The 26,186-nt window shown below is 40.8% G+C and carries 24 protein-coding genes; 1 reads left to right on the forward strand and 23 read right to left on the reverse strand.

Annotated elements, in window-relative coordinates; translation table 11 throughout:
* Window position 1: 1 nt before the first annotated feature.
* The 22 genes from K0S23_RS10735 to K0S23_RS10840 all read right to left on the reverse strand — a co-directional run bounded on the left by K0S23_RS10735 (window position 2) and on the right by K0S23_RS10840 (window position 25,091).
* On the reverse strand, window positions 2–1,222 hold the full coding sequence (locus K0S23_RS10735; protein WP_300357032.1) for an NADH-quinone oxidoreductase subunit D: 1,221 nt from the start codon (window positions 1,220–1,222) through the stop codon (window positions 2–4).
* 104 nt (window positions 1,223–1,326) lie between these two features.
* Window positions 1,327–1,833: an NADH-quinone oxidoreductase subunit C gene (locus K0S23_RS10740; protein ID WP_300357034.1), complete on the reverse strand. Its 507-nt coding sequence runs from the start codon at window positions 1,831–1,833 to the stop codon at window positions 1,327–1,329.
* On the reverse strand, window positions 1,826–2,374 hold the full coding sequence (locus K0S23_RS10745; protein ID WP_300357036.1) for an NADH-quinone oxidoreductase subunit B: 549 nt from the start codon (window positions 2,372–2,374) through the stop codon (window positions 1,826–1,828). Before K0S23_RS10745 ends, K0S23_RS10740 begins: the two co-directional genes overlap by 8 nt.
* Window positions 2,362–2,727, reverse strand: a complete 366-nt coding sequence (locus K0S23_RS10750) for an NADH-quinone oxidoreductase subunit A (protein ID WP_300357038.1) — start codon at window positions 2,725–2,727, stop codon at window positions 2,362–2,364. Before K0S23_RS10750 ends, K0S23_RS10745 begins: the two co-directional genes overlap by 13 nt.
* Window positions 2,728–2,962: 235 nt before the next feature.
* On the reverse strand, window positions 2,963–3,460 hold the full coding sequence (locus tag K0S23_RS10755; RefSeq protein WP_300357040.1) for a hypothetical protein: 498 nt from the start codon (window positions 3,458–3,460) through the stop codon (window positions 2,963–2,965).
* 336 nt (window positions 3,461–3,796) lie between these two features.
* Window positions 3,797–5,626 carry a tetratricopeptide repeat protein gene (locus K0S23_RS10760; protein WP_300357042.1) on the reverse strand — a complete coding sequence of 610 codons (1,830 nt, stop codon included), beginning with the start codon at window positions 5,624–5,626 and terminating at the stop codon, window positions 3,797–3,799.
* A 7-nt stretch (window positions 5,627–5,633) separates the two neighbouring features.
* Window positions 5,634–6,161, reverse strand: coding sequence for a hypothetical protein (locus K0S23_RS10765; protein ID WP_300357044.1), 528 nt, complete (start codon window positions 6,159–6,161; stop codon window positions 5,634–5,636).
* Window positions 6,162–6,768: 607 nt separating this feature from the next.
* On the reverse strand, window positions 6,769–9,912 hold the full coding sequence (locus K0S23_RS10770; RefSeq protein WP_300357046.1) for a PKD domain-containing protein: 3,144 nt from the start codon (window positions 9,910–9,912) through the stop codon (window positions 6,769–6,771).
* 321 nt (window positions 9,913–10,233) lie between these two features.
* Window positions 10,234–11,505, reverse strand: coding sequence for a serine--tRNA ligase (gene serS / locus K0S23_RS10775; RefSeq protein ID WP_300357048.1), 1,272 nt, complete (start codon window positions 11,503–11,505; stop codon window positions 10,234–10,236).
* 116 nt (window positions 11,506–11,621) lie between these two features.
* Window positions 11,622–11,891, reverse strand: a complete 270-nt coding sequence (gene rpmA / locus K0S23_RS10780) for a 50S ribosomal protein L27 (RefSeq protein WP_300357050.1) — start codon at window positions 11,889–11,891, stop codon at window positions 11,622–11,624.
* A 35-nt stretch (window positions 11,892–11,926) separates the two neighbouring features.
* Window positions 11,927–12,238 carry a 50S ribosomal protein L21 gene (gene rplU / locus K0S23_RS10785; protein ID WP_300357052.1) on the reverse strand — a complete coding sequence of 104 codons (312 nt, stop codon included), beginning with the start codon at window positions 12,236–12,238 and terminating at the stop codon, window positions 11,927–11,929.
* A 170-nt stretch (window positions 12,239–12,408) separates the two neighbouring features.
* Window positions 12,409–14,484 carry a M43 family zinc metalloprotease gene (locus K0S23_RS10790; protein WP_300357054.1) on the reverse strand — a complete coding sequence of 692 codons (2,076 nt, stop codon included), beginning with the start codon at window positions 14,482–14,484 and terminating at the stop codon, window positions 12,409–12,411.
* Between the two features lie 230 nt (window positions 14,485–14,714).
* Complete coding sequence (locus tag K0S23_RS10795; protein WP_300357056.1) at window positions 14,715–14,882, reverse strand: hypothetical protein; 168 nt, start codon at window positions 14,880–14,882, stop codon at window positions 14,715–14,717.
* 88 nt (window positions 14,883–14,970) lie between these two features.
* Window positions 14,971–16,743, reverse strand: a complete 1,773-nt coding sequence (locus K0S23_RS10800; RefSeq protein WP_300357058.1) for a BatD family protein — start codon at window positions 16,741–16,743, stop codon at window positions 14,971–14,973.
* Window positions 16,694–17,425 (reverse strand): tetratricopeptide repeat protein, encoded by a 732-nt coding sequence (locus K0S23_RS10805; RefSeq protein ID WP_300357060.1) that lies wholly within the window; start codon window positions 17,423–17,425, stop codon window positions 16,694–16,696. The genes K0S23_RS10800 and K0S23_RS10805 overlap by 50 nt, the downstream gene beginning before the upstream one ends.
* The gene (locus tag K0S23_RS10810; protein WP_300357062.1) at window positions 17,422–18,549 is read right to left on the reverse strand and encodes a VWA domain-containing protein; all 1,128 of its coding nucleotides are present in this window, start codon (window positions 18,547–18,549) and stop codon (window positions 17,422–17,424) included. The genes K0S23_RS10805 and K0S23_RS10810 overlap by 4 nt, the downstream gene beginning before the upstream one ends.
* Complete coding sequence (locus tag K0S23_RS10815) at window positions 18,542–19,567, reverse strand: VWA domain-containing protein (RefSeq protein ID WP_300357064.1); 1,026 nt, start codon at window positions 19,565–19,567, stop codon at window positions 18,542–18,544. The genes K0S23_RS10810 and K0S23_RS10815 overlap by 8 nt, the downstream gene beginning before the upstream one ends.
* Entirely contained in the window at window positions 19,564–20,478 is a 915-nt protein-coding gene (locus K0S23_RS10820; RefSeq protein WP_300357066.1) for a hypothetical protein, read from the reverse strand. Before K0S23_RS10820 ends, K0S23_RS10815 begins: the two co-directional genes overlap by 4 nt.
* Window positions 20,475–21,344 carry a DUF58 domain-containing protein gene (locus tag K0S23_RS10825; RefSeq protein ID WP_300357068.1) on the reverse strand — a complete coding sequence of 290 codons (870 nt, stop codon included), beginning with the start codon at window positions 21,342–21,344 and terminating at the stop codon, window positions 20,475–20,477. The genes K0S23_RS10820 and K0S23_RS10825 overlap by 4 nt, the downstream gene beginning before the upstream one ends.
* Before the next feature lie 6 nt (window positions 21,345–21,350).
* Window positions 21,351–22,367, reverse strand: a complete 1,017-nt coding sequence (locus K0S23_RS10830) for an AAA family ATPase (protein WP_300357070.1) — start codon at window positions 22,365–22,367, stop codon at window positions 21,351–21,353.
* 59 nt (window positions 22,368–22,426) lie between these two features.
* The gene (locus tag K0S23_RS10835) at window positions 22,427–22,993 is read right to left on the reverse strand and encodes an ankyrin repeat domain-containing protein (RefSeq protein ID WP_300357073.1); all 567 of its coding nucleotides are present in this window, start codon (window positions 22,991–22,993) and stop codon (window positions 22,427–22,429) included.
* Window positions 22,983–25,091 carry an Ig-like domain-containing protein gene (locus K0S23_RS10840; protein ID WP_300357075.1) on the reverse strand — a complete coding sequence of 703 codons (2,109 nt, stop codon included), beginning with the start codon at window positions 25,089–25,091 and terminating at the stop codon, window positions 22,983–22,985. The genes K0S23_RS10835 and K0S23_RS10840 overlap by 11 nt, the downstream gene beginning before the upstream one ends.
* A 125-nt stretch (window positions 25,092–25,216) precedes the next feature.
* Here K0S23_RS10840 and K0S23_RS10845 point away from each other — a divergent pair, with 125 nt between their 5' ends.
* On the forward strand, window positions 25,217–25,579 hold the full coding sequence (locus K0S23_RS10845; protein ID WP_300357077.1) for a hypothetical protein: 363 nt from the start codon (window positions 25,217–25,219) through the stop codon (window positions 25,577–25,579).
* A 68-nt stretch (window positions 25,580–25,647) separates the two neighbouring features.
* Here K0S23_RS10845 and K0S23_RS10850 read toward each other — a convergent pair whose 3' ends face one another.
* Window positions 25,648–26,025: a hypothetical protein gene (locus tag K0S23_RS10850; RefSeq protein WP_300357079.1), complete on the reverse strand. Its 378-nt coding sequence runs from the start codon at window positions 26,023–26,025 to the stop codon at window positions 25,648–25,650.
* Window positions 26,026–26,186 lie beyond the last annotated feature (161 nt).

The following is a 26,186-nucleotide window of genomic DNA, read 5'->3' on the forward strand; positions in this document are numbered from 1 at the left end:
CTTATGCGTCCAATTCTCCTGCAATCACGTTCAAACTACTTAATGTCAATACGGCATCTGAGATGGTTTGACCGGTAATCATTTCCGGATATGCTTGATAATAAATAAAACAAGGTCTTCTAAACTGAAGTCTGTATGGTGTTCTTCCTCCATCTGAAATCAAATGGAATCCCAATTCTCCGTTTCCTCCTTCTACTGCATGATAAACCTCTCCGACCGGAACAGGTGTTTCTCCCATTACGATTTTGAAGTGGTAGATCAATGCTTCCATTTTCGTATAAACATCTGCTTTCGTAGGCAAATAGAATTCAGGAACATCCGGTGAGAAATAGCTTCCTTCCGGCATGTTGTTATATGCCTGTTCGATGATTCTCAAACTTTGGCGCACTTCTTCCTGGCGAACACAAAAGCGATCATAAGTATCTCCCTGCGTTCCAACCGGAATTATGAAATCGAAATCTTCGTAAGAAGAATAAGGTGTCATAACGCGTACGTCATAATCCACTCCTGCCGCGCGCAGGTTAGGACCTGTGAATCCATAATCCAAAGCGCGTTCTCCTGAAATAGGGCCTGCACCGATCGTACGATCCATGAAAATACGGTTGCGCAACAATAAGTCGTCGAATTCCTGGAAGTGCTTATTAAATTCTTTGAGGAACTTTTTCAGCTTTACGTGGAAAGTCGGAGAGAAATCTCTTTCGAAACCTCCGATGCGACCGATGTTTGTTGTCAAACGTGCACCACATACCTCTTCATACAATTCATAGATCAACTCGCGCTGCTGGAACATGTAGGTAAATCCCGTCAATGCTCCGGTATCCACACCAATTACCGAATTACAAACCAGGTGATCTGCAATGCGCGCCAATTCCATGATGATCACACGCATGTAATCTACTTTCTTAGGAACCTGCACCCCGATCAGTTTCTCCATTGTCATTTCCCAACCCATGTTGTTGATTGGAGAAGAACAGTAGTTTAACCGGTCTGTAATAGGTGTAATTTGATTGTAAGGTCTTCTCTCCGCCAGTTTTTCAAAAGCGCGGTGAATGTATCCTACAGTTTGAACCGAACCCAGGATCTTCTCTCCGTCCACTGTCAACACGTTCTGGAAAATTCCGTGTGTTGCAGGGTGAGTTGGCCCAAGGTTTAGTGTTGCAATTTGCCCGTCGATGGTTTCATCGGCAAACAAACTTTTATTTTTATTAGGAGTATCGCTCATAGTTTCTTTATTAGCTACTCAATTTCTTTTTGGTTTATGTCTCATTTCCCTCGCATAACGCAATGTGCGATTGCTATTGCCCGGTCTTCGAAAGCTGCGCTTTCTCACCTACCGAAGTAGCGATCATCCTTATCTTCTCTTGTTGCGTCTTCCAAATGATATTCTTTTCTCATCGGGAAGTAATCCATTGAGTCTTCGTTCAGGATTCGAGTCAGATTCGGATGTCCTTCGAAGATCACTCCGAAGAAATCGTATGTTTCACGCTCCTGCCAATCTGCACCGATGTAAATATCAATAATGGATTGAATACTTGGGTTTTCGATCGGAAGAAATGCCCGAACGCGCAAACGCACATTATTCACTAAGGAATGAAGGTGATAGTTTACACAGATCTCACGGCCTTTATCATTCGGAAAATGAGCTCCACCGATCAATGTCAGAAAGGACATTTTTAATACCTCATCCGTTTTCAGCCAAGCGATCAGATCGTGTGTTTTATCGGATTGAATTTCGATCGTCAATAATCCGTATGGTTCTTCATGGTTGCGGATAGCATCGCCAAACTTTTCCTGCAGACGAGCTAAAACCATTTCGTTTGTCAAATTACTCATCGTTCAAATCATATTTTTTCAACAAATGCTTGTATTCGTCCGAATAACGACGGCGAAGTGATTCGCTTTTCACCAGGCGGTGAATATTCATACAGCCTTCGATGATTTGTTCCGGTCTTGGCGGACATCCGGGAACGTAAACGTCTACCGGAATAACGCGGTCAATTCCCTGCAACACGGAATAAGTATCAAAAATTCCACCTGAACAAGCACAAGCACCCACAGACAAAACCCATTTCGGTTCAGCCATTTGTTCGTAAACCTGTTTCAGGATCGGAGCTAATTTTTTCGAGATCGTACCGGCAACGATCAACAGATCTGCCTGGCGCGGAGAGAAAGACATGCGTTCCATTCCAAAACGAGCAACGTCGTAGTTACTTCCCATCGTCCCCATATATTCGATACCACAGCAAGAGGTAGCAAACGGCAGAGGCCAAACAGAATTTGCACGAGCTGCTCCAATGACTTTGTCAAGCGATGTCAATTGAAACCCTTCTCCGTTAATGGTTTCTACACCATTGATAATTTCTACTTTTCCCATTCTAAAGCACCTTTTTTAAGTACGTAGAAAAATCCTGTAAGGAAGAATGCCACGAAAACAATTACCGCTATCAGACCGTCTGACTGTAAAACTTTGAAATTCACAGCGTAAGGATAGAAGAAGATTACTTCCACATCAAACAGAACGAATAAAATTGCGGTTAACAAATAACGGATGGAGATCGGAAAACGAGCGTTTCCAACTTCTTCAATACCACATTCCCAGTTGGCATCTTTCTTTTTACCTCTTAGTCTTGGCCCAAGCATAGGAGCCACTACTAATACAAGTATAACAAAACCCAGGGCAACACCTGCCTGGAGTAATATCGGTAAGTAATCTTCTGCAGAAGACATAATCTCTAGTTTTTAAGACACGCGAATTTAATACTTTTTAACAAGAACAAATGGCGCAAAATCCTATTTAGATTTAATCTAAATTACAGGTAAAACACATTTGAAACCCAGTAAAAACGTTGGTCGAAGAAAAGTATTTGTAGAGCGATGATAAAGGCTTATTGATGAGACAGCTAGTTCCTGTTTTGATTCTAAAATTAAAATGTTAAAAGTGATCTTTTAAAAAATACCCGGTTCAAAGACCCTTCATTATCAGTGGAAAACTAATAGTTAAGTTAAAATAGTCATTCCCTAAATTGAAGGGATCATTATTGAATCCGAAAGTGTGGGCATAAGTTAAGTCGGCAAAACCAAGCAGGGAAAATCCGATCTCTGCAGAAACCCGATTTTCAAATGTGCGGTTGAAATCAGTGTAATAGAGATAAGTGAGCCTTACTATCCCGACCAGGTACCTGTACTCTAAGGTAATTTTCGGGGCCATAAGCAATGAGTTGGACAGTTTTATGTCCGAACCAATTGCAAATCCAACATGTTTAAGCGGAAGATAACCCGTTTCATGCCATCCCAGATTAAACGCAAGTCCCAGGAATCCATCTTTTCCCTGCATGTAATTGATACGCGGCCCTCCAATCAGATCATCCGGGGAAACCACTAATTCTCTAAACGCATTCTGTGCACTTACCTTATTGAGAGCAAGACCAAAGAATAAAAAGATAAGGATACTAAGCTTCATCCGTTCCAGCATAAGATATTAGACAAAGAAAGGTCCTTTGATTGGAATGTGAGTTGCGATTTTCCGTACTTGTAATTATTTAAGCACAAAGCAAACGATTCCGATAGCCATCGGGAGCACGAGGTTACAATGTGAAACCTACTTCGTCCTCGACTTCGTAGGTTATTCCCTACTTCGCTCTTTCGAGCTTCGTAGTTTGAAAGTGAAACACTGCTTCCACTGACGCTTTGGTCAGGGCTTTCAGCACTAAAGTTTCGCAGTGTAAGAGGTGGGGAAATAGTACCTCTTTAAGCTATTTACAAACCAATCTTTGGGGAAGACAGATCAAGACAGAGGTTACAAATCTTCCGAATCGGATACATCTCCGCGCAATGCACGATAGCGTTTACGAGCTTCAACTGTCAGTAAGCTTCCTTTGCATTCGAATAAGATCTTCTTGTAGTACTCGGTTGCTTTTTCCTTGTCGTGAAGATTGTTCTCGTAGATTTCGGCAATCGTGAAAATCGCATCGTCGGCCAGGATATCATCCATGTGGTAGGTGATAATTTTATTGAGGTAATCCAGGGCATCCTGCCATCTTCCCTGGTGTTGCATTGCTTGTGCTTTTCGTAAAAGGATTTCATCTGCCAAACCATGATCAGGAAAAGCCGCATTGATGGAATCGTAGAGTTTAAACGCCCGTTCGTACTGATGTTGCTCCAGGAGTAAATCTGCCTGGGCGAATTGATACATTGCGGTATAGTTGCTATCCAGGCCTAAGTTGTCTGTGATGAGCACAGATAATTTCATCGCATCATTGGCGATCAACTTACTGGTAGATTCTTTCAATATATCCAGTTGAGATTGGGCAAATCTGAAATCACCGTCGTAATAGAAAATACGTGCATTCTTGAATTTAGCTTCCGAACCAATGGTTTCGAATTTGAAATCTTTGTCGATCTGCATGTAGTAAAGTGACGCCTGCCAAATGTCATCTTTTAAAATCAACACATCTGCCAAAGCCATCTTAATCTGTGCTTTCTCCAAATCAGACAATCCCTGCACTGCCAGGCAACTATCCAACAAGTTTGCCGCACCCTCGGCATCATTTCCGTAGTAAGCTTTTATTTCAGCCAATTCCTTTGCCGTGTAAACCGCATTTCTTCCCCAGCCTAATAATTTTAAGCCTTTACGGTATTCTTTTTCAGCGTCAATAATATCCTGTGGCTGGTATTTCTTTTCCACCGTAATTTCGCGGTAACGTATATTTAGTAAAGCACTGTAAGCCGAATAATAATTCGGGTTTTGGGATCCCTGGTCAATAACGTAGTTGTAAGCCGACCGTGCTACTGCATAATCACTGTTTTCCACACAGGTTTCAGCCAAATCCATCACACGGTTCCCGTTTCCTTTCTCCCTGCGATCCAGGGCTTGTGTCTGTGTCAAAGCAGATTTGAATTCCTTTTTTTGAATAAAGAGCCAAATAAGCATTTCGGAATACACAAAATCGTTGGGCTTTTTCTGAATCCGGACAAGGAGTTTTTCTTTCAGCTTTTGGTAGACACCCGTTTTATCTTCCGAAAAATCGATTTGTTTTGTAAGTGCGTTCTGAATATTGCTGGCATAATTCGGATACTGATCCAGAATATCAAAATACTCATCAATCATTTCGTCCGTTCTGCCAAGCATGGAATAAACTTCAGCAAATTGAATCTGCAGGGGATAACTTTTCTTCAGTTCCTTTCTTCCCGTTTCCAGGGTTTTTAAACCCCAGTCTACCTTTCCTTTTTTGATGAATGAATTATACAACTCAATCACTTCATATCCATTCGAAGCGACTTGTTTAATCCGGTCATTATACAGTTTTTCTGTTTGGGAAATCCGTTCGGTCCGTTCGTATAGATCACCTAATGCAATGGTATAATCAAAATCGGTTGAATTGGCGGAAACCAGTTTTTTCAGAAACTTTTCGGCATCCTTAACCTGATTTGTTTTTTCCAGGCAATCCACATAGCGCAGCTGATCAAACTTGGTGCTTTGCTTGTTAATTATCTTTTCAAAATACGGAAGTGCTTTTTCAAACTCGCCATTGTTGTAATACAAATTTGCCAATTGCTGATCGGTACTCGTTTGAGCGGATAATGCAAATGACAAAAAAATACAACACAGAATTAGGGCTTGTTTCATGATCTATTTAGTGTACAACTTTAAAACGCTCAAATGTAGGTTTAAATTGCTCGTAAGATTGTTTAAAATCTATAAATTGTTTTTCCAATATCAAACTATGTGCCCGGATCTGTCCTGCTTCCTTTCGTTCCAGCTGAACGTGTTCGTAATAAGTTGATCTGTCGCCTGCACCGGTTTCAATATCCGATTGCAATTTTTGCAGCCTTTCCCGCTGTTCCATGTTGGCTTTTCTCAACTGTCTGACCTCCGTTGTGAAGAAGTCCGTTGCCCTGTAGGCCTGAATAAATCCATCGATTTCCTTTGCTGTTTCGATATCAAGGGTATCATTTCCCAATTCGATGTTGAAATTCAACAACATCATTTTTGATTTGCCGCGCAGTTTCAGGACCTGGTTGGTGTCTAACTGCTGAAGTAAGTTCTGCACAGAATCATTGGTAGCTTTTGAAAACAGAATATCTTCTTCAAACTTACCCAGCTTGCTTTCGCAAGACAGAAGGAATGCAAGCAGTATTAGAAAAGGGGGGATTCTAAGCATGAGACTAAATTACACAAAATGATTGTTTCCATATAATTCACAAAAAAAAGTCGGTGTAATTTCCTTCGTTTTTTGGCTAAAAGCCAATTAAAATAAGGGCTGTTCGCGATATCGCGAACTTGCAACCAAGGATAGAAAAAAAATTGAAATCCTATTGTGATAAAGCCCAATATTTCCTAACTTAAATAGAAATCAGTTAAAAATGGGACTAATTAAACCGAACAATTACAGCAAAGAGGAACTTAAGTTTTCAAAAATCGCAAATGCCTTAGGACATCCTGCAAGAACCAGAATTATTGAATTAATTCAAGAGGAAATGTTAGTTACTCAAACCTCACTTATTTCTCACCTTAATCTTAATAAAGCTTCTATTCACAGACATATCAATTGTTTAAGGCGTGCAAATCTTTTGCTAAACAAGTATCGCATTCACTACGATGTACTTCACCTGAATTCTGAGCCCTTAAAACAGTTTGAAGAACGAATCCAAAAGCTTTCAAAATCCTCGTAAACACTGGGCTGTTCGCGATATCGCGAATTCGCAACCAGCAACACAAAAATCCTCCTCATTAAACGGGGGATTTTTGTGTTTTGTTTTCCTGTGAAACTATCTTAACAAACTCAAATGTCCGTTTTTCTCATGTTTGGTATTCGTCAAATCCCTGAAACGGATTACCCACGTATAAGTCCCGTCCTGAACTTGCTCCGTGCCTGATCCGTAGGAACCATCCCAGCCTATTTCCATATTGTGGGATTCAAAAATCAATTCTCCCCAGCGGTTGTATATCTCCATGCTAAAATCAGTTTCTAAAATGCCATATCCTTTTGCTGTGAATGTATTGTTGAATTCATCTCCGTCTGGTGTAAACGCATTCGGAACAAACAATTCAAAAGACGGTTTTACGATCACCACCAAATGAGCCTGATCCGGGCAATTGTATTGATTATTTGCATTCAGTATAACTGAAAATTCTCCATAAGTATCGTAACTGTGTGTCGGATTAGTTACATAACTCATCTCGTTATCTCCGAAATGCCATTCATATTCCGAAGCATTCTGGGATGAATTGGTGAAATGGAACTCAGGATCAATTGTAGTTACTTCCAGTTTGTCTGATGTAAATGAGGCTATCGCCCGAGGATTAATTGTTACCGTACCACTTGCAGCTGAGGCACTCTGACAGCCATACTGATTAACAATAGTCAGGTTGATCTCGTATTGTCCCGGAGTATTGAACACATGTACTCCTACCACATCGTGGGAAATTGTCCCATCACCAAAATCCCAGGTATAAGTCCACAAAGGATCATTCGTTCCGGAATTGGAAACAGAGAAATATTCTCCTTGGCAATATGTTCCTAAATCCGGATTCAAATCTACAACCGGAGGATCGACTACCATAACTGATACTTCAGATGTAATTTGCTGATTGCACTGATTCACCGCAGAAATGGTATAGGTGGTTGTTGCGGATGGTGTGAGTGTTTGATTGATCGGACAGGAAGAACAATGTGCCCAGGAAAGTACGACTGTTTGATCCGGGCCTGTATAAGCGCCATTAATCAGCACATTTTCTCCCGAACAAATAATTGAATCCGAAATAGTTGCATAAATATCTGCCGGGTCTAATGTTATCATGGTAATGGTGGCGGAAGAACTAACTACACAGCCATTTATATCTGTAACACTGCAGGTATATGTTGTCTGAACAAGCGGTGAAACCGTTAACTGACCAGCGTTTCCGCTTTGTGGTGACCAGCTGAATGAATAGGGACTGCTTCCACCACTTACCTGAGTTTCTATAATAACCGGACTACCTGGACAGATAGCAGTGTCTTGAGAAATAGTCATCGTCAAAAGTGCCGGCTGAGCAACAAAAGTGCTCTGATTCAAAATGCATCCGTTTGAATCCGTAATTGTTACTGAATAAGTTCCCGAAATCAATCCGTTTACAGAAGCTGTATTCGCACCCGTATTCCAGCTATACTGATATGGACCTGTTCCTCCTGAAACTGATGTCTGAATACTTCCGTCATTAAACCCATTGCAACTCGGCTGAACGATACTGAAATTATTCATTAATGGCAGAGGTTCGGTAATTATCAATACCAAATCACTTGTACATCCGTTTTCATCAGTTACAGTAACTGTATAATTACCGGCAACCAAACCGGATGCTGTTTCGGTGACCTGAACAGGATTGGTATTCCAAACATAAGAATAAGTACCATAACCTCCAGTAGCCTGAACCGTAACAGATCCATCCGATCCGCCGAAACACGTTACATTGGTTCTGTTTAATTCCCCAATTTGAAGAAGTGCAGGCTCGTAAATTTCAAACGAAAGAAGTGTATCGCAACCAATGGAATTCAATACACTCACTGTATGCGTTCCCGGAGCAAGGTTTGAAGTTGCATTCGAAGAATTATAAGCGCCTCCGTCAAATGCAAATGTATACGGACCTGTAAATCCGGTCATTGTAACCAAAGCCGTACCATTAGTCATTCCAAAACAGGAAACATCCTGTGTTTCTATCACAACTGATTCCAGTACCGGATTAAAAACTATTTGGGTACTATCCGAAACCTCGGGACAACCGGTATTATTAACTGTTTCTACCTGGATCTGAACGATTCCTGTGCTGAATTCGCCGGCTCCGGGATAGTAATCGACCACTAATGATGTATCACTGGGTGAAAACGTTCCTGATCCACCCGACCACAATACACCTTGTGTATTTGATGCGGTGGCGCTAAGTGTAATAGCTCCAATGTAATTTAAACAAACATCTATTTCGGCTCCTGCATCAATTATTGGTACCGGTAACTGGGTTACAGTCACCGAAGCCTGACGAATAATACAATTGCTTGCATCTGTAATACTGACGGTATGTGTTCCAACACCCAAGCCAGTTGCAGATGTATTGGCCCCGTTAGACCACAGATAAGTATATGGAGGTGTTCCGCCCTGAGCCTGGGCTGTTGCAGGAACAGTAAGTTCCGACGGACAAAGTACAGTATCAGGAGCTAAGATTGCAGCCGTTAACGCAGGTGCAAAATTAACGCTTAGTGTATCACAGATCGGTTCAGTAGTACATCCATTTGCGGCCATACCACAAACCAGGTATTCAACAACCGGCGGTGCTAGAGAATTGTTTAATGCCAACACCGTATCACAAGCCATTGTACAGGAAAGCAACCCGTTTTGCGAACCTAATACTCCGGGATTAATACTATTCCAGGTAATTGTGCTCTCATCGTAGAATTGTACCCATAATTCATCGGAACAACCATCTCCCAAGGTCAGATTCGGACCGAAGATCGGGTTGGGAATTGTTTCAATGGAGAAGGTATTAATATTATTTCCGGGCTTACAAAATGTGAGATGAAAAGGACCGGTTCCATACAAACAAATCGGGGTTCCAACCGCAGTAGGTGTACCACAATCAATTTGATAGAACAATGCACCGGGAGGCACTGCACCGGATGCAATATTAAAAACTACAGCAGCAGCATTTGGATTGAGTGTAATTATAAACTCCAAACATTCATCCGGAGCGGATGCCCCACAGCAAAACCCATCTCTGTCGGTACCCGGACTTACCCAATTCATATAAGGACTTGCCGACAAATCGACATCAAAGGAAGGTGTTATTGAATCACAATATTGCGCGTTCGCAATAGTCGAGGTGAACATAAGTGCACCAAACAATATGTTCAGTACACCAAAGATTGGCATTCTAGTCTTCATAACTCAAGTATTAAACACAACACCTCAATGACGCAAAAAAAAGTGAATCGTCTAGCAAAACCAAAATACCGTGTTCATAGGAATTAGTCTACAGAAAATGGGGGCTGGTCTTTTTACAACCACCGTTTAACCTATAAAATAGGGAAAAACCTCTTGTCAGAACCAGGACAATTGTTGTATCAATTAATTATATGCATGAATATTCCGGCTATATAAATGAATATTCAAAAATATTATTGGACAATGAATGGTTTCGTTTCGGGTAAAATTGAAAAAAGCACGAGGAAAATCCATCGTGCTTCTTTATATCTCTTTTTATTATTAATCAATTCTTGTGAAACCGGTATACTTGTGAAGTACTTCCGGGATCTCAATTCCATCTAAGGTTTGATAATTCTCCATGATAGATGCCATGATTCGCGGAAGAGCCAAAGCAGAGCCGTTCAATGTGTGTGCAAGGTGATTCTTCTTATCACTTCCTTTGAAACGCAGTTTCAGACGATTTGCCTGGAAGGTATCAAAACGGGAGCAAGAACTCACCTCCAACCACTTCTCCTGTGCTGCAGAAAACACTTCAAAATCATAGGTCATCGCAGATGCAAAACCTGTATCACCACCACACAACCGTAGAATACGGTAATGCAATCCTAATTTTTCAAGCAATCCCTTTACGTGATCAACCATTTCAGTTAATGCACGATCCGTATTTTTCGGGTGCTCAATACGAACAATTTCTACTTTATCAAATTGATGCAAACGGTTCAAACCACGCACATGGGCACCATAACTTCCTGCTTCACGGCGAAAGCAAGGTGTATAACCCGTCATTTTGATGGAGAAATTCTCGTCAGGCAAGACTACATCACGGTAAATATTTGTCAGAGGAACTTCTGCTGTAGGAATCATATATAAATCATCCACAGGCATGTAATACATCTGACCTTCTTTATCCGGAAGCTGTCCTGTACCATATGCACTCGCTTCATTTACTACGTGAGGAACAATAAATTCTTCGTAACCGGCTTTTTCTGCTTCTTCCAAAAAGAATTGGATTAAAGCCCGTTGTAATTTAGCTCCTTTACCTCTGTAAACCGGGAAACCGGCTCCTGTGATCTTAACACCCAACTCGAAATCAATCAGATCAAATTTCTTGGTCAGTTCCCAGTGAGGAAGTGCATTATTATGCAATACTGCCGGTTCACCAACTACTTCAACCGTTTCATTATCCTCTTCATTTTTACCTGCAACTACCAGGCTATTCGGAACGTTTGGAATCTGATACAAGAGGTTTGTAATTTCATCTTCCAGGGCATCCACCTGCACTTTCAGCTGGCTCTCTTCCAGTTTTAGATCTGCGGTTTTTGCTTTTGCAGCTTCCGCTTCTGAAGTTTTACCACTTTTGAAGAATTCACCAATTTCTTTTGCAATCTTATTCAATTCCGACGCAATAGATTCCATGGACGTTTTTGCTGCACGCCATTGCTGATCTTTTTCAATAATTGCATCAATTGTTTCCGTAACATCGATGTTGCGCTTTTTTAATGCAGTGATGATTTCATCACGCTCAGCGCGGATTTTGGTCATTTCTAACATAAATAAATGGTATTTATGTCCCGAGTACCGGGATCAAACGGTAAATTAAAAAACGTAAAAAGGCGAATTCCGAAACTGTCGGAACTCGCCTTTCTCAAAAATGTTATATTATTCGATTAAGCTTCCGCAGTTTCAAATGGAACTACCGATACAAACGAACGATTATCTCTTTTCTTGCGGAACTCAACAGTTCCGTCAGTTAAAGCATATAATGTGTGATCTTTACCGATCCCAACATGCTCTCCCGGGTGGTGTGCAGTACCGCGTTGACGAACAATAATGTTCCCAGCGATTGCAGCTTGTCCACCGAAAATTTTCACTCCTAGACGCTTGCTATGTGATTCGCGACCGTTTTTGGAACTACCGACTCCTTTTTTATGTGCCATCTTTTCTAATTTTTTATTCGTCTGCCGACGAAGAATTACCCTTTAATATCTGTAATTGTAATTTGTGTAAAAGATTGACGGTGACCGTTTCTTTTCACATATCCTTTTCTACGTTTCTTACGGAAAATGATAACTGTATCACCTTTAACGTGATCATTCACTTGAGCAGTAACGATTGCTCCTGCGATAGCTGGGGCGCCAATATTCACTTTTCCTCCGTTGTCAACCAATAAAACACGATCAAATTCTACTTTTGATCCTGCTTCAGCGTCTAAACGGTGTACAAAGATTTTTTGGTCTTTTTGCACTTTAAATTGCTGCCCTGCTATTTCTACTATTGCGTACATAACAGATGTTTTAAAATTTAATTTGGAGGGCAAAGATAGTAAAGTTTTTCAACAATTCATCTGTGCAATTGATTTTCTTGCTCCAAAAGAAAAAAAATATCATTTTGGATAAGTGTATGCTTATCCTCCCTCTACCCAGGCAATTAATTTTGGAGGGCTCCAGATGCACTTTAATTCAATATCAAAGGTGAGGAATAAGAACCTTTCCCGCTGTTCAAGCGGACAAAATAACATCCTGGATCTAACCCTTTCAAATGAAGCTGAAACGAATGTAAACCTGTGAGATCGCTTGTTTCAAAAACAACTCTTCCCTGAGCATCCAGTAATTGTATTTCGTTCGGATTTAAACCTGCTTCCCATTTCAAAATCACAGAGCTTTCTTTCTCTGCCGGATTCGGACAGATCTCAAACATGTTTCCCGAAGCCACATCATGCAAGCCCAATTCATTCAATTTACCAATTCGTATATTATCCAAAAAGAAATTGTTCCCTCCCTTTGACTCAAAACGGAATTTTAATTGTGTGTGATCTGTGAAATTGATTGCTCCGTTTATTATTGCTGTATCACTTGCCCATTCGCTCAATGAAGCGGGAGAAAACGGAGTTGACCATAACTGACTTACCGACTTCAAGAAATTCATGCCTGAGTAACTCTTCTTAACCTGCCAGGTTGATCCACAGTCATTCGAGATAAAGATCCGGAACAAGTCTGCATCACTTGCCGTTTTTTGCGCATAGGCCCAGTCAAATGCAACTGCCAAACTTGAAAATCCGGATAAATCCAGGGGGTCAGAAAAGAATTCGTACACCTGGTTTGAACCTCCTTCAAAATTATTAATCCGGATCGCCTGATTACTTTGAAAGCCTGGGTTGGTAATTTCCCAATTATACATTTGTCCCACATCTCTCACATGCCACCTGTTTGAAAATCCGGACAGATTATCTTCGAATCCTTCTGTAATTCCATGAGCTGATCCCTGAGCAGGAAGTACGGTGATATAATCTGTCAATGTGAGCTCTAATGTATCCGTTCCATTACTGACCTTGATCGTTACATCAAAAGTTCCCGGCTGGTTATAGGACACAATCGCCGTATCATTCGTAACAGAACCCATTACAACTCCTGCTTCAAAACTCCACAACCTGCTGACCACACCATGTGATGAAACATCCCTGAACAAAACCGAATCTCCCTGGCAAACAACCCGTTTATCGGATTCAAATTTCGCTTCACAGAGCTGATTCGTCAAACCATCTGTTCCGGTGGCAGCAAGATTCGCCGGAGTCCATAAGTTGTTTCTTTGTGCAACCGGGGAATTTAGGGCAGCATGCATTCTTACTTTTTGTCCTTCCGTAAACATCAATGCACAATAGGCATAATCCATGTAATTCTGAACATTATCCAAACTGCTGCAGGAAGTTGCATTCAGGTTACAGGAAGACCAGCCAATTGTGTTTGGTGTATCCATTACCTCATCATCATATGCGCAATTGCCGGCATTTCCAACCGGTAAATAATAGAAATCAGGAACGTTATTTCCGCCCCAAATATGATACAGGTTCAGATAGTGACCAATTTCGTGTGAAAGAACTGTTCTCCGGAAGTAATCAGAGGTTCCGATCGTTCCGACATAATCATGCCGGATCACAATTCCGTCCCATTCCGGAATCGTATCTGCGGCCGGTGGCATTAAAGCATGACCGGCTAATCCGGCGGCATCAAAACACACGTAGATATTCAGATATTTTTCAGGTGGCCAATGGATTAGGCTTTTTACCTGGTGATCACCGGGATAAGTCAGTGGAGACACTGTTCTTGTAATCCCGGAAGTACAATTTCCATCGGGATCGATCTGAGCCAGGCGAATTTCGATTTGTGCGTCTGCTGCTATGAATTGAAAAGCGGAGACAATTTGATTGGTGTCCGGATTCAATTTCCGATACTGTAAATTCACTTGTTCAACCGCATCATAAATTTGCGAATCATTGATGTTTTCCGGACCATTGTTATGAATAATGTGAAACACTACCGGAATAATATAAGCAGCACCTGATTTCACGGGATTATCCTGGAATTGTTTGGTGAATGATTCCAGCTTCTTTTTGGAGCGCAAAAATGCCTGTTTGTATTCCGGATGTTCCTGAAACAGTTTTTGTTCCATTTCGTCACTTCCGCAATGGAGTATTTCCTGTGCATATGCATTCGATAGAACGAAGGCCGCAACAAACAAAAGAATTCCTTTCATGATTGTTATCTAGTAGTAAGTTGACCAAAGATAAGAAAAAGCGATAGTCCGCCGCGGCGGAAAGAGCAAATCATGACAAACGTTAGCGCGAAAGTGATTTGGGACACTTCAACTTAAAATCAGATACCCATTTATCATTTTAATACTGAGGAACGTATTGAGCGAATAATCCAAAAACAAAAAACCCTGACGATAATCATCAGGGTTTCTATTAAAATATACTTTGCAAATTACTTTGCTTCTGAATCTTCTTCTTTTTCAAACACACGTTTCGGACGCATTTGTTGGCTGATTCCCAATGAAATCCAAAAAGGAAGAACAAATCCCATTAAGAATAACAACATCCAAAATGCCATACCTCCAATCAAAAGAAACAATACGATACCGAAAACGCTCATGATGTACTAATTTGTGTTTTGTGGGGTAAAAGTAGTAAAAAAATCAAAAGCGGATCTTTTTGAAACAAATATTCTGACAAAAAAAGACTTAAGAAGGCAATTGACGGAACAAGCTTTCGGCGTTTGTCAAAATCTCTTTTGTCTCCAAATGCTCGGCACCGAATCCATAACGGTATTGGTCGCACATCTCAATGATTTCACGCAATCCTTTGGCAATTTCCGGATTAGTATCTACTAAGCGGTCAAAAGCTTTCTCTCTAGATTGGAAATTACATTTTTCACATTGCTCAATCCGCTGGATGATTGCTTTCGGCATAAGGATTGCGAACACACTTGGATCTTCCACATGCCTTTCAGCATCTTTCCAGTAATCAATTTCTTCTGCCAGGGTTGTTTCTTTTGTCTCATTTAAAAAGATCGGTGCTTTTGGCAGTTCGCCGACCACGGAAGCTTCTGTTTTTTCCGTTTCTTTTTTCTTGCGTTTTTTCACTGCCAGGAACACAAATAAAATTCCCAACAAGCTTGTCGGAGCGACAATACCAACCCATAATTTCGATTTGGATGTTGATTCCTTTTTTGTTTCCTTCTTTACTGTCTGCTGAGTTTTCAAGTCCAGCATGTCCGTATGAGTTCCGGGATCAGGGCTTGAAAGTACTATTGGATTAAAGCTTTTATCAGGAGTAACATTTACCTTGAAGGCATTTCCCCTGATCGTTATATATTTTTCCTTTTCCGGATCAAAATAACTGATCGATGGCGCTGTAAATGCCAGACTGTGACCTTCCAATACCTGGATATTGAACCGGTAGGTAATCATTCCCTCTGCACCACTTTCTGTAAATTCGATATCTTCTATTCGTTCCGGATCGCCATAAATAGAACAACCTTTCGGAAGTTTCAATTTCGGAGTATTGGAATTATGAAGATTCCCGATTCCGGAAACAATCAGTTCCAGTGTGAAGACATCCCCTTCTTTCACCTCTTTAACCGGGTTTTTTTGAGTCAGCCTGTATTCACCCACCGCGCCGATGAAATCTTTCGGGGCATTGGCGGGCAGAGGTTTAATATTGATACACAATCCCGAAGAGCGTACACGCATGGTTTTTGAGAAAAGGGAACCGTGACAACGCAAAGCCATTTCAAAAGGTTTAATGTGGCATTTGCCTGTTCCAATCGGTATGAGTAATTGTTTTCCGTATTCAAATGCCAGGGCATCTTTCCCGTTCACCCGTGTCTGTTCTACTTCCACACGCCCGTTGGGGAATGCGTGTTCCTCCATTGAAAGATCTGCTTTAAAGTCAGAGTACCCTTCAAGGTATTCAATATTTATGTACGAGAAGACTTTCGCCTTAACTAAGATCGGCTCTCCTTCATATACACTTGTCTTTTTGCATTGAATGAAACCAAAAACCGGGTCGTTTGAATTTACTTTATTGTCTTCAACCGAAGCTTCATTGACCTTAATAGTGATCTTATTTGACCGGTAAACTTTATTTCTATAAGTTGTATAAGCGTAAAATGAATAGGTTCCTTCTTTTTTGAAGGTTCCCGTTTGCTGCATGTAATAGTATGTTTTGATCTTTCCGCTCGGATCCATTTTCTGTTCCATCCCGTGCATTACACCAAAATCCACTTCAAACTCAACAGGAAAATCAATTTTCATTGAACCTTCCACATTCGCGGTTACGGTAAAATTCAGGTGTTCATTGGTCCCGATTTCTTTCTTATCGGAAGTAAGTGCAACTACTGGTTTTTGAGCAATAGAAACCTGGCTCACAAACGTGAACAAAAACAATAACAATTGCCATTGATTACCAATCCTTTCTTGCTCTTTTACCACCTGTAGTACCTTTTGAACCATCCAATCTTTTCTTTGTATTCAGTTCCTGCTTGCTAAACTCATCGAGTTTGCGCTCGGTTTCTTTGTCTTGTAGTTTTTTCTGTTCGCTTTTTTGTTGTTGCGACTGTTGATTTTGCTGGTTTTGATTCTGCTGTTTATCTTTTGAATTCTGTTGATTCTGATTCTGATTCTGTTGATTATTATTTTGCTGTTGATTTTGGTTGTCCTTGTTCTGTTCTTTATTCGCTTTGTCTTCTTTGTTTTGCTGTTCCTTTTTTTGCTGTTCCAATAATCTTTTTGCCTCAACTAATCGTTGTCTTGCTTTCTCATTATCCTGATCCAAGCGTAAAACATCTTTATACGCGTCGATCGCTGCCTGGAAATCCTGTTGTTTCATACGGGATTCTCCCAAACTTGTTCTGGCACTGATCTCTTTTTCTTTGTTCTGAGCATTATTTGCCTGACGTTCAAAGTTTTCTGCAGCTGTACCAAAATCATTTGCACGGTATGCAGTTTGACCAATCTCCTGTGACAAATCTACATCATTTGGCGCTAATCTTTCGGCTCTTTTATAATACTTTAACGCTTCTTTGTAGTTTCCTTTTTTGTACAACCTCCTGGCTTCGTTGAGTGTATCTTTCCATTCCTGTCCGAAAGAGGTGAAAGTCAGAACACACGAAATGATTATTAACGTAGTTTTCATGACTTATTCGGATTAATAATGATCGGTAAAAAGAAGTAGCAAATCATACACAATAATGCCAATATTGCAGGGATATAAAAATAGTTTTTATCTACTTTAAATTCTATTTTCATCAGCTGCTTATTTTTCGTATTCTTATAATTCGTTGCGATATCATAGATATTGGGGAAAGGACTATCGGAAGTTACTAAAATACTTCCGGATTCAGAAGCCATTTTAGTCAATCCTTTTTTATCAATTTTTGACACAACTGCCTGACCGTTTTCCCGTTTGTAACCTTCCGATGGATCGTAAGGATTATTTGGAATGAGACCACCTTTGCCTGAACCCAGTCCCAGATAAGCCAGTTCGACCTGCTGCTTTTTCAGCTCTTCCAATTGTTTTCTCCAAAGCGCTTCGTGATCCTCCCCATCTGTTATTACTAAGATTGCCTTTCCGGATTCGGTATCTTTAAATTGTTCCCGGGCGACTTCCAAAGCCCTTCCGATGTTTGTCCCCTGGTCCGAGATCATGGAAGTTTCAATATCCGGAACAAACAATTTTGCCGCTCCGTAATCCATTGTAAGCGGGAGCTGTGTGTATGCATCATTGGCAAAAACCACAACTGCAATTCGTTCGCCTTTTAACTGGTTCAATAACTCTCCGATAGCTTGTTTCGCAGCCGTCAACCGGCTTACTTCACCACCGCCCATGTCTTTGGTGTTCATAGAATTTGAGATGTCCAGGCAAATCACCAAATCAAGCACACGCTTGGAACCGTTCACTTTCCTGGATCCGGCAACGGGTTGTGCCATAGCCAAAACAATGAAGAAATAAGTGCTTCTCAATAAAAAATAATGAAGAAAAGCCTTTGCAGGCTCAAATTTCACCCACAACATCCGTGTATGACCGTACCCGGAATATTCCTTGTATATCTTCGCTTTCCAATTCCAATGAATCCAGGATAACAATGCTAAAACCGGAATTACAATCCACAAACCAAGCATTTCAGTGTGAAGCAGCTTAATACCCAAACGATCCAAAGGAACGAAGGCATAGGCTATTAGTACAAGCGTCCACCAAATTCCCTCCGAAAGAAGTAAAAGCTTCACCAGGCGATTATATGTGTTCGTTTCTTCAATCATCCAGTTTGAATTTCAAACGTTGAACTCCCCAGGCTATTCCGGAGAACAACATACTCCAAATAAAGAATGGAAACAAGGTCAGCGGGGGCTCTATACCTAAGTGCTGGTCTTCCATTTTACGTTTTTCCAATTTATCAATTTCGGCATAAATTTTTTCAAGTGATTTTTCATCCTGGGCGCGAAAATATTTTCCGTTCGTTAGTTCGGCAATATCTTTCAAAATACCTTCGTCGATTTCTACCGGAAGATTCTGATAAATTACTCCGAAAGGGGTTGAGACAGGTGTTGGCGCCATTCCATTTGCCCCCACACCTATCGTATACACTTTACATTTTTTTTGCTTCGCTAATTCCGCTGCCTCCATAGGATCCGGGCCGGTATTGCTGCTTCCATCGGTCAAAAGAATAATTACTTTGGATGGTAAACTGTCGCTTCTCAGTCTTGTTACCGCAACTCCCAAACCGCTTCCGATTGCTGTGCCGGGCTCCAGATACCCAGGTTCGATTGCCGTAATCTGTTCTTTTAATAACTTGTAATCCAATGTTGCGGGACAAGCAGTATAGGCCTCACCTTCGTAAACCACCAAACCTACACGGTCTCCTTTTCTCGAATCCACGAATTTTTTTGCGACCCGTTTTGCCACTTCCAGACGGTTTGGCTCGAAATCCTGCGCCAACATGGACCCGGAAGCGTCGATAGATAAAATGATGTCGATCCCATTTTTATAATCAATTTTCGGCGGATCAATGGATGTATTGTAAGGTTCGGCCAATGTCAAAACCAGGCAGGCCATTGACAGTGCATAACAGGTATTTATTCCCCACCTGATGTAACGTATCCAGCCAAGCGAATAGGACAATTGTTCCGCTTCGGAACTGGCATATTTCAGTTGGCCAACACGGTTTTTTTGTAAATATTCCCAGAAAAACAACATGACAGGAATAGCAAACAAGAACCAAAGCATGTGTGGATTGTAGAAGTCATATTCCCAAAAGCATATATTGAAGTAGCGACTCATTCCGGAATTTCCAAGGGGCTTAATTCTGTTACTATTTCTTCCAAACGAAACATACTGGATCGAATGTGCATGTCATCTAATTCCATTTTGGCAAACTTTACCATATCTGCCTCTCTCAATAGAGTTTCAATTCTTTTGATCATATTAAAATCAAGACCTTTTAATTTTAATAAAGAGATTGTTTCATGGGTTGTTCGTTCCATCAGGTTCAGTTCGTATCTTGAACTTAAATACATTTTCAATATTGCAGAAAAACCGACGTAATGTGATTTTGTTTTACCATGGAGCCAATCTTCCTTCTTCCGAAGCTGCTGAATTGCAAGTAAGGTTCGTTCCCTTAAACTCAATTCTTCCGTTTTCTGAATTTTTCGGCGTTTATTCCAAAGAATGGCGATTACAACTGCAGCAACTAAAAGTACTAGAACCCACCAATATTTTTTAAGTAAGATCCAATAATCATTTTCCGGTTCAATCGGGATCTCATCAATTCCTTCTTTTACTTTTTTCTTTACAAAACCCACGTATAAATTGGGTGCGCGGAATGAAAAAGCGGAATCTTTCCAAGTCATCCACAAATCCGGCAGCCGGTATTTAGCAGAATCCCAAGCAATTAATGTATAAACCCCTTTCCAGTATTTGACCCCTTTTTGCGTATAGTTTGTGTCTCTAAACGATTCGATCTCCAGTTCGCCACCTGGCTTCCAGAGTGTTTCTCCCTTGTGAATAACTTCGCAAATAAAGATGTCTGAAATCGGGTTATAATCGAATCCGGCAGGTTTATTTTTAATCAAAATGGTTAATCGCGCTTTATCTCCGATACGGACTGAGTCTTCCGCCCAATACACATGTTTTGTTTGTGCAAATCCTGCTCCAAAACACCAACATGCTATTATGAACAAAAGTATTCTCATTTTCGGCGTTTAAATAATTGAAGTAAAGGCAAATAAACATGATCTCCCACTTCAAAAAATGCGGCATCGATCCCTAACTGCAGGAAAAACGTTTCGTTCTTTTCTTTCCGGAGGATAAAATTCTTTTGATAATCTCTTCTTACCTGAGCAGAAGAACTGTCGATCCAATTGGTAGTTTTTGTTTCAGCATTTACCCAGCGTACAAATCCAACATCCGGCAAATTTGCTTCTCCGGGATCACTTACACCAAGAGCAACCAAGTCGTGTTTCCTTGCTGTATTTGCAAATCCTTCCTTACTTAATTCCAGCTGAGAAAAATCACTGATCACGAAACAAATGCTTCGCTGTTTGAAAATATTGCGCGCATATTTCAAGCCCATATCCAAACTTGTTCCTCCGGACTTCGGTTTGAGATTGATGAGTTTCCGCAGGATGAAATGAACGTGTCCGAAACCTTTTTGAGGTGGAACGTAATATTCAACTTCATCCGAAATAAAAATAGCACCGACTTTATCGTTTTTTTTAGCCGCAGAGAAGGCTAAAGTTGCAGCCAGTTCAACAGCTAATGAAATCTTCGAGTCCTTCCCCTGTCCGAAATACATAGAACCTGAAACATCGATAATCAGAAGAACTGTCAATTCTCTTTCCTCTTCAAAGATTTTCACGAAGGGTTCCCTGAAACGGGCAGTAACATTCCAATCGATTGTTCTTACATCATCTCCTACCTGGTAAGATCTGACCTCACTGAAAGACATACCACGTCCTTTAAACGCAGACTGATACTGTCCGGCGAATACTTGTTCGGTCATACCGCGAGTTTGAAGCTCGATGGTACGAATGCGCTTCAGTAAGGCTTCTTTATCCATGATCGCTTATGGAACTTCTACGCGCTGCAATAAACGTTCTATGATTTGTTCCGGTTTAACTCCGTCAGCTTCTGCTTCATAATTCAAACCTACCCGGTGGCGAAGTACGTCCATTGCGACAGTTCTAACATCGTCCGGGATTACAAAACCACGCTGTTCAAGAAAAGCATTTGCTTTTGCAGCCAAAGCCAAATTAATAGATGCTCTGGGAGATGCTCCGTAAAGAAGGTATTTTGAAATTTCGGAAACTCCGGCGTTTGCAGGATTACGTGTTGCGTCCACAATATCTACAATATAACGTTCCACCTTTTCGTCCAGATAAATGGAACGGGTTAAATGTTTTCCTTTTAAGAGGTCTTCCGGATGCATGACATGCGAGATTTTTTCCAATCCTTCAGGTCTTACATTGGAGCGCAATATTAACTGTTCTTCCTGCTTGGAAGGATAACCCATAAATACTTTAAGCATGAAACGGTCTACCTGGGCTTCAGGCAAGGGATAAGTTCCTTCCTGTTCGATCGGGTTCTGAGTTGCCAGTACCAGGAATGGTTTCGGCAACTGGTATGTTGAATCTCCGATTGTTACCTGGCGTTCCTGCATTGCTTCCAACAAAGCTGCCTGAACTTTTGCCGGGGCGCGGTTGATCTCATCTGCCAAGACGAAATTGGCGAAAATCGGTCCTTTTTTAACGGCAAATTGTTCCGATTTCTGTTGATAGATCAAAGTTCCCGTAACGTCAGCGGGAAGCAAATCAGGGGTAAACTGGATCCGTGAAAACTCTCCGGAAACGGCACTTGAAAGTGTGCGGATTGCAAGAGTCTTTGCTAATCCAGGAACACCTTCCAATAATACATGTCCGTCCGCAAGTAATGCAATTAAAAGACTTCGAACCATGTTCTCTTGTCCCACAATTACTTTTCCGATCTCACGACGCAATAAATCGTATTTCAGTCCTTCTGTTTTGATTTCATTTGCAATCACTTGCAACTGCTCCGAAGGAGATAAATCAGGTATGTTCGTCATAGTTTTAGCCTAAGGTCGCAAATATGTGAAAGAATGTTCTTTGGGCTTTACAAATGCTGTTAATTTATGTTAAGCACACCCTGGTCAAGATACCCCAATTCCCGATGGCTTTTCACCAGTTTCTGAATTTCGGTATTTGCCAGGGACATTGCCAGGGAGTAAGCAGTTTGATTGTCCTTATTTGTTTTGGTCAGATCGGAACCTGCTTCAACCAGAATCTTTACCAGTTTCAGATTTTGATTCAAAACAGCATACATCAATGCCGTATTTCCGTCCGGCCCCTGGGTATTCAAGGCTGCATGCTTATCCACTAACATTTTTGCGAGCTTTGTGTTGTTTTGGTAACAAGCAGCCTGCAAAGCACTTCCCTCTTCTGAAGGACGGTTTACATTTGCTCCCTGTTTAATCAAAAAAAGTGCACATTTTGTTTGTCCGCGATAACAAGCAATCATTAAAGGATCGAAGCCCATTTGATTTACTTTATTAATGGTATCTCTGTTCAGCTCAATCAGTTTTTTGAGCTGTTTAATGTCTCCTTTCCGGGCAGATTCAAAAACATCCTGGGCCTGTGCATTTGCTCCAACCACCAGGGAGGAGCCAAGAAAAACCAGCGATTTAATCCACATATATCCTAAAGAATAACGTTTCGTTATCCTGCTGAATCTGTACGATATAGATTCCAGCCGGAAGATTATCCAATACCGTTTTCTTAGAATTGATCCTGCGAATCAACTTTCCGCTTGCATCTGTTATCTGTCCTTCGGAATATGGAGAATGAATAATCAGTTCTTTTCCGGTCCAGGAATACTTATTCATAGCTAACTCCTGCAATCCGTTAACCATTGTCGCAGTAAATGACCATGCGGTTGTATCTGAAATCCCCGCAAAAGCATTCCCCGCCAAATCTTCCACTGCATCACCATCAATTAAAACATGGTAGTGAGTACCTAAAGTCAAACCCGGTTGATTCAATTCTACTGAATTAGCAGTTGCACTAATATTACCTAAAACGCTACTAAACTCAACAACGCTAGCATTGTCTTCATTTACCAGGAAATAACTTCCCGAACCGAGTACTACAAACTCACTGAAAAAGATAATCGGTGTTGTATTTAAAGCCACATTTGTGCTGTTATCTGTCGGATTCAAACTTGCAATGGTCGGTGCGGTGAAATCCCCTACGGTAAAATTCCACAAAGTATTCGTTGTAATTCCTGCGAAGTCATTTCCACTTAGGTCTTCGATGAATCCCGGTTCAATGTAAACATAATAGGATGTGCTCTCATTTAAGGGATTTGTAGTGGAAAACTGAACTGTAGACCCACTTACGGTAAGCAAAGGAGAAAGGATATCAAAAGATTGAACAAAGGTTCCCGCAGAAGTATACACTTCGATCACACCCACGGAAGAAAACTGTACATCTTCTGTAAAAGAAATGCTGAAGTTTCCGGCAACGGGAACATTTACTGCTTCATCTGCAGGTGAAAACGGTGCAACGGCTAGGGGAGCAGTCAGATCATTTGTATTGAAATTCCAGGTCGTATTATTCGCAAATCCGGCATAATTATTATTTGACATATCCTTAATTGCCCCGGTTTGAACATGTATATAGTAGCTTGTGTTCAGGATCAAATCCGTTGGATTGATGCTCACCACCGATCCTGAAAATGAAATTAACGGGCTGGTCAGCACATCATAAGCTTCAATTAAAGTTCCTGCCGCATTATAAAGTTGAATCTCACCTGAGCCTGCCTGAACAGCTTCATTGAAAGTAAGTGACAATGGAGTTGTAAGCGCAACCTCAACGGAATTATCTGCCGGGACAAACGGGGCCACGGTCAGGGCCGGTGGAGTTACATCATTCGTGTTGAAATTCCAGGTTGTATTGTCAGAAATTCCTGCAAAGAAATTATTGGCTGCATCTTTAAAAGCCGTTGCATCGATCTGAATATAATACGATGTATTAAGAAGCAAATTACTTGGCGGATTGTAAGAAAATGTTGATCCGAAAACAGTTGCATTGGGATTCCCATTGGAAACTGTCTGGATAACATTGTTGCTTCCATCATAAAGAATAAGTGATCCTGTTCCCCATGAGATATTTTCCGAGAAGTTAATCGTCAGGTTTGTCGAAACATTTGCTCCGATTGTATTGTCTGCAGGAGTTGTTGTTGAAATCGCAGGAGGTGTGACATCCGGAACGACCCAATTTCGCACGATCCCGCTTGCACGATTACTTGCTCCGTGGTACTGTAATTGAGTTGTTGCACCCGGGCCTTTTGACCAAAATAAATTTTGAGTAGTTGCTGCAAAATTGAATACGACATCATTTGCGTCACCTGTATTTAAAGCTCTACTCGCTACAATCGTTCTGTTTCCACCGGAAACATTATTGGAAATAATCGTCCAGTCTTGTTGCGCATCAACCGTAGGTTCATTTCCCTGCCCAATCATGCGATGATCACGCAGTTGAAGCGGTGCGGCCCCAGTACCCAGAGTCGACCAAATAATTGCATCATTTCCATTAGCCATGCCGGTTCCAAATCCAAACGCCAAAAAGCGATCCGACGGACCCTGAACGGTTACAGTGATATCTGTAGTGGTCATCACAGCTCCAAAATACATTCCGCTACCGACAGTAAGTTCGGAGAATGCAATTTCTTTTGTCTGACCAAAAGACAGAAAAGGGCAAATCAAAAACAGTAAAAAGTAAATTCTCATCATAAGTAGTGTTTATAACACAAACTTATCCTATAAAGAGTTAGTAATCAATAATTTTTGGGATTATTATTTCTCTTTTGTATAAATCGACTATTTTTCCGTTTCAATTAACGAAATCACTGGATAAGATGTTAGAACGTAAATGCCTGGAATGTGAACAGAAATTGAGTGGACGGAAGGATCAAAAGTTTTGTTCCGATTATTGCAGAAACACCTATAATAACAGGTTGAATGAAGATGCCACTAAATATGTAAGGCGTATTAACAATATTTTACGCAAGAACCGGCGGATCCTGGCAGGTTTAAATCCTACGGGAAAAAGAACGGTAGATGCCATCACTCTGGCTGAAGAAGGGTTCAATTTCCACTACTTTACCAATACCTACCAAACTCAGAAAGGGAATACTTATTTTTTCTGTTACGAACAAGGATACTCAAAGTTGGATGGCGATCAGTACGTTTTGGTATTGAAACAGGATTACGTGAAGTAATTATCAATTCCATAATTAGTCAATTATCAAGGAATCAAGTGCTTGATAATTACATCATTGATAATTCATCAAAGGTTCCACTTCTCTTTGAAAATCTCCATTTTCGGATGATCCTTGATTCCTTCACTACCGATAAACAAAACATCCTTGCATTTTGTACGGTCGAAGAACAAAGACAAATGAGATAAAGCAACGTTCATTGTTCCGCTCAAATCGATTTTGTGAATCGGTGCCTGATGAACTTCAAACAAATCGCGCAATTCGGCAGTTCGTTTATCGAAGTTGTGATTATCATGGAAAATAACAACAGCATCGATTTTTTCGGTCAATTCATCATTCTCCTGAAATGGCAAAACATGGAAGCCCAATCCTTCTAACCAGGAGTTGACTGTTTCAGCAAACGGTGTCTTGTCTTCGGTGTAAATGGTCTGAATATGTGTCGTCATTCTTACCTTGTTTGTTATTTTTCGTTTACGTTTCTTAAAAGAGAGTGCAAAAATACTGTAAACTTTTAGTAAACCCTGTTTTAAATTGAATTAATTCCTCTTTTTGTTCGAATTAGCAATTCAATAATTACTAAAGCGTTTGATACTGAAATAATTACCTT

This window comes from Fluviicola sp. (assembly GCF_029266855.1).
Lineage (GTDB): Bacteria > Bacteroidota > Bacteroidia > Flavobacteriales_D > Crocinitomicaceae > Fluviicola.

Bases quoted from the DNA above. Each gene is read 5' to 3' on its own strand.
- K0S23_RS10735 (WP_300357032.1), bottom strand. From the start codon at position 1,222: ATGAGCGATACTCCTAATAAAAATAAAAGTTTGTTTGCCGATGAAACC.
- K0S23_RS10740 (WP_300357034.1), bottom strand. From the start codon at position 1,833: ATGAGTAATTTGACAAACGAAATGGTTTTAGCTCGTCTGCAGGAAAAG.
- K0S23_RS10745 (WP_300357036.1), bottom strand. From the start codon at position 2,374: ATGGGAAAAGTAGAAATTATCAATGGTGTAGAAACCATTAACGGAGAA.
- K0S23_RS10750 (WP_300357038.1), bottom strand. From the start codon at position 2,727: ATGTCTTCTGCAGAAGATTACTTACCGATATTACTCCAGGCAGGTGTT.
- K0S23_RS10755 (WP_300357040.1), bottom strand. From the start codon at position 3,460: ATGAAGCTTAGTATCCTTATCTTTTTATTCTTTGGTCTTGCTCTCAAT.
- K0S23_RS10760 (WP_300357042.1), bottom strand. From the start codon at position 5,626: ATGAAACAAGCCCTAATTCTGTGTTGTATTTTTTTGTCATTTGCATTA.
- K0S23_RS10765 (WP_300357044.1), bottom strand. From the start codon at position 6,161: ATGCTTAGAATCCCCCCTTTTCTAATACTGCTTGCATTCCTTCTGTCT.
- K0S23_RS10770 (WP_300357046.1), bottom strand. From the start codon at position 9,912: ATGAAGACTAGAATGCCAATCTTTGGTGTACTGAACATATTGTTTGGT.
- serS (WP_300357048.1), bottom strand. From the start codon at position 11,505: ATGTTAGAAATGACCAAAATCCGCGCTGAGCGTGATGAAATCATCACT.
- rpmA (WP_300357050.1), bottom strand. From the start codon at position 11,891: ATGGCACATAAAAAAGGAGTCGGTAGTTCCAAAAACGGTCGCGAATCA.
- rplU (WP_300357052.1), bottom strand. From the start codon at position 12,238: ATGTACGCAATAGTAGAAATAGCAGGGCAGCAATTTAAAGTGCAAAAA.
- K0S23_RS10790 (WP_300357054.1), bottom strand. From the start codon at position 14,484: ATGAAAGGAATTCTTTTGTTTGTTGCGGCCTTCGTTCTATCGAATGCA.
- K0S23_RS10795 (WP_300357056.1), bottom strand. From the start codon at position 14,882: ATGAGCGTTTTCGGTATCGTATTGTTTCTTTTGATTGGAGGTATGGCA.
- K0S23_RS10800 (WP_300357058.1), bottom strand. From the start codon at position 16,743: ATGGTTCAAAAGGTACTACAGGTGGTAAAAGAGCAAGAAAGGATTGGT.
- K0S23_RS10805 (WP_300357060.1), bottom strand. From the start codon at position 17,425: ATGAAAACTACGTTAATAATCATTTCGTGTGTTCTGACTTTCACCTCT.
- K0S23_RS10810 (WP_300357062.1), bottom strand. From the start codon at position 18,549: ATGATTGAAGAAACGAACACATATAATCGCCTGGTGAAGCTTTTACTT.
- K0S23_RS10815 (WP_300357064.1), bottom strand. From the start codon at position 19,567: ATGAGTCGCTACTTCAATATATGCTTTTGGGAATATGACTTCTACAAT.
- K0S23_RS10820 (WP_300357066.1), bottom strand. From the start codon at position 20,478: ATGAGAATACTTTTGTTCATAATAGCATGTTGGTGTTTTGGAGCAGGA.
- K0S23_RS10825 (WP_300357068.1), bottom strand. From the start codon at position 21,344: ATGGATAAAGAAGCCTTACTGAAGCGCATTCGTACCATCGAGCTTCAA.
- K0S23_RS10830 (WP_300357070.1), bottom strand. From the start codon at position 22,367: ATGACGAACATACCTGATTTATCTCCTTCGGAGCAGTTGCAAGTGATT.
- K0S23_RS10835 (WP_300357073.1), bottom strand. From the start codon at position 22,993: ATGTGGATTAAATCGCTGGTTTTTCTTGGCTCCTCCCTGGTGGTTGGA.
- K0S23_RS10840 (WP_300357075.1), bottom strand. From the start codon at position 25,091: ATGATGAGAATTTACTTTTTACTGTTTTTGATTTGCCCTTTTCTGTCT.
- K0S23_RS10845 (WP_300357077.1), top strand. From the start codon at position 25,217: ATGTTAGAACGTAAATGCCTGGAATGTGAACAGAAATTGAGTGGACGG.
- K0S23_RS10850 (WP_300357079.1), bottom strand. From the start codon at position 26,025: ATGACGACACATATTCAGACCATTTACACCGAAGACAAGACACCGTTT.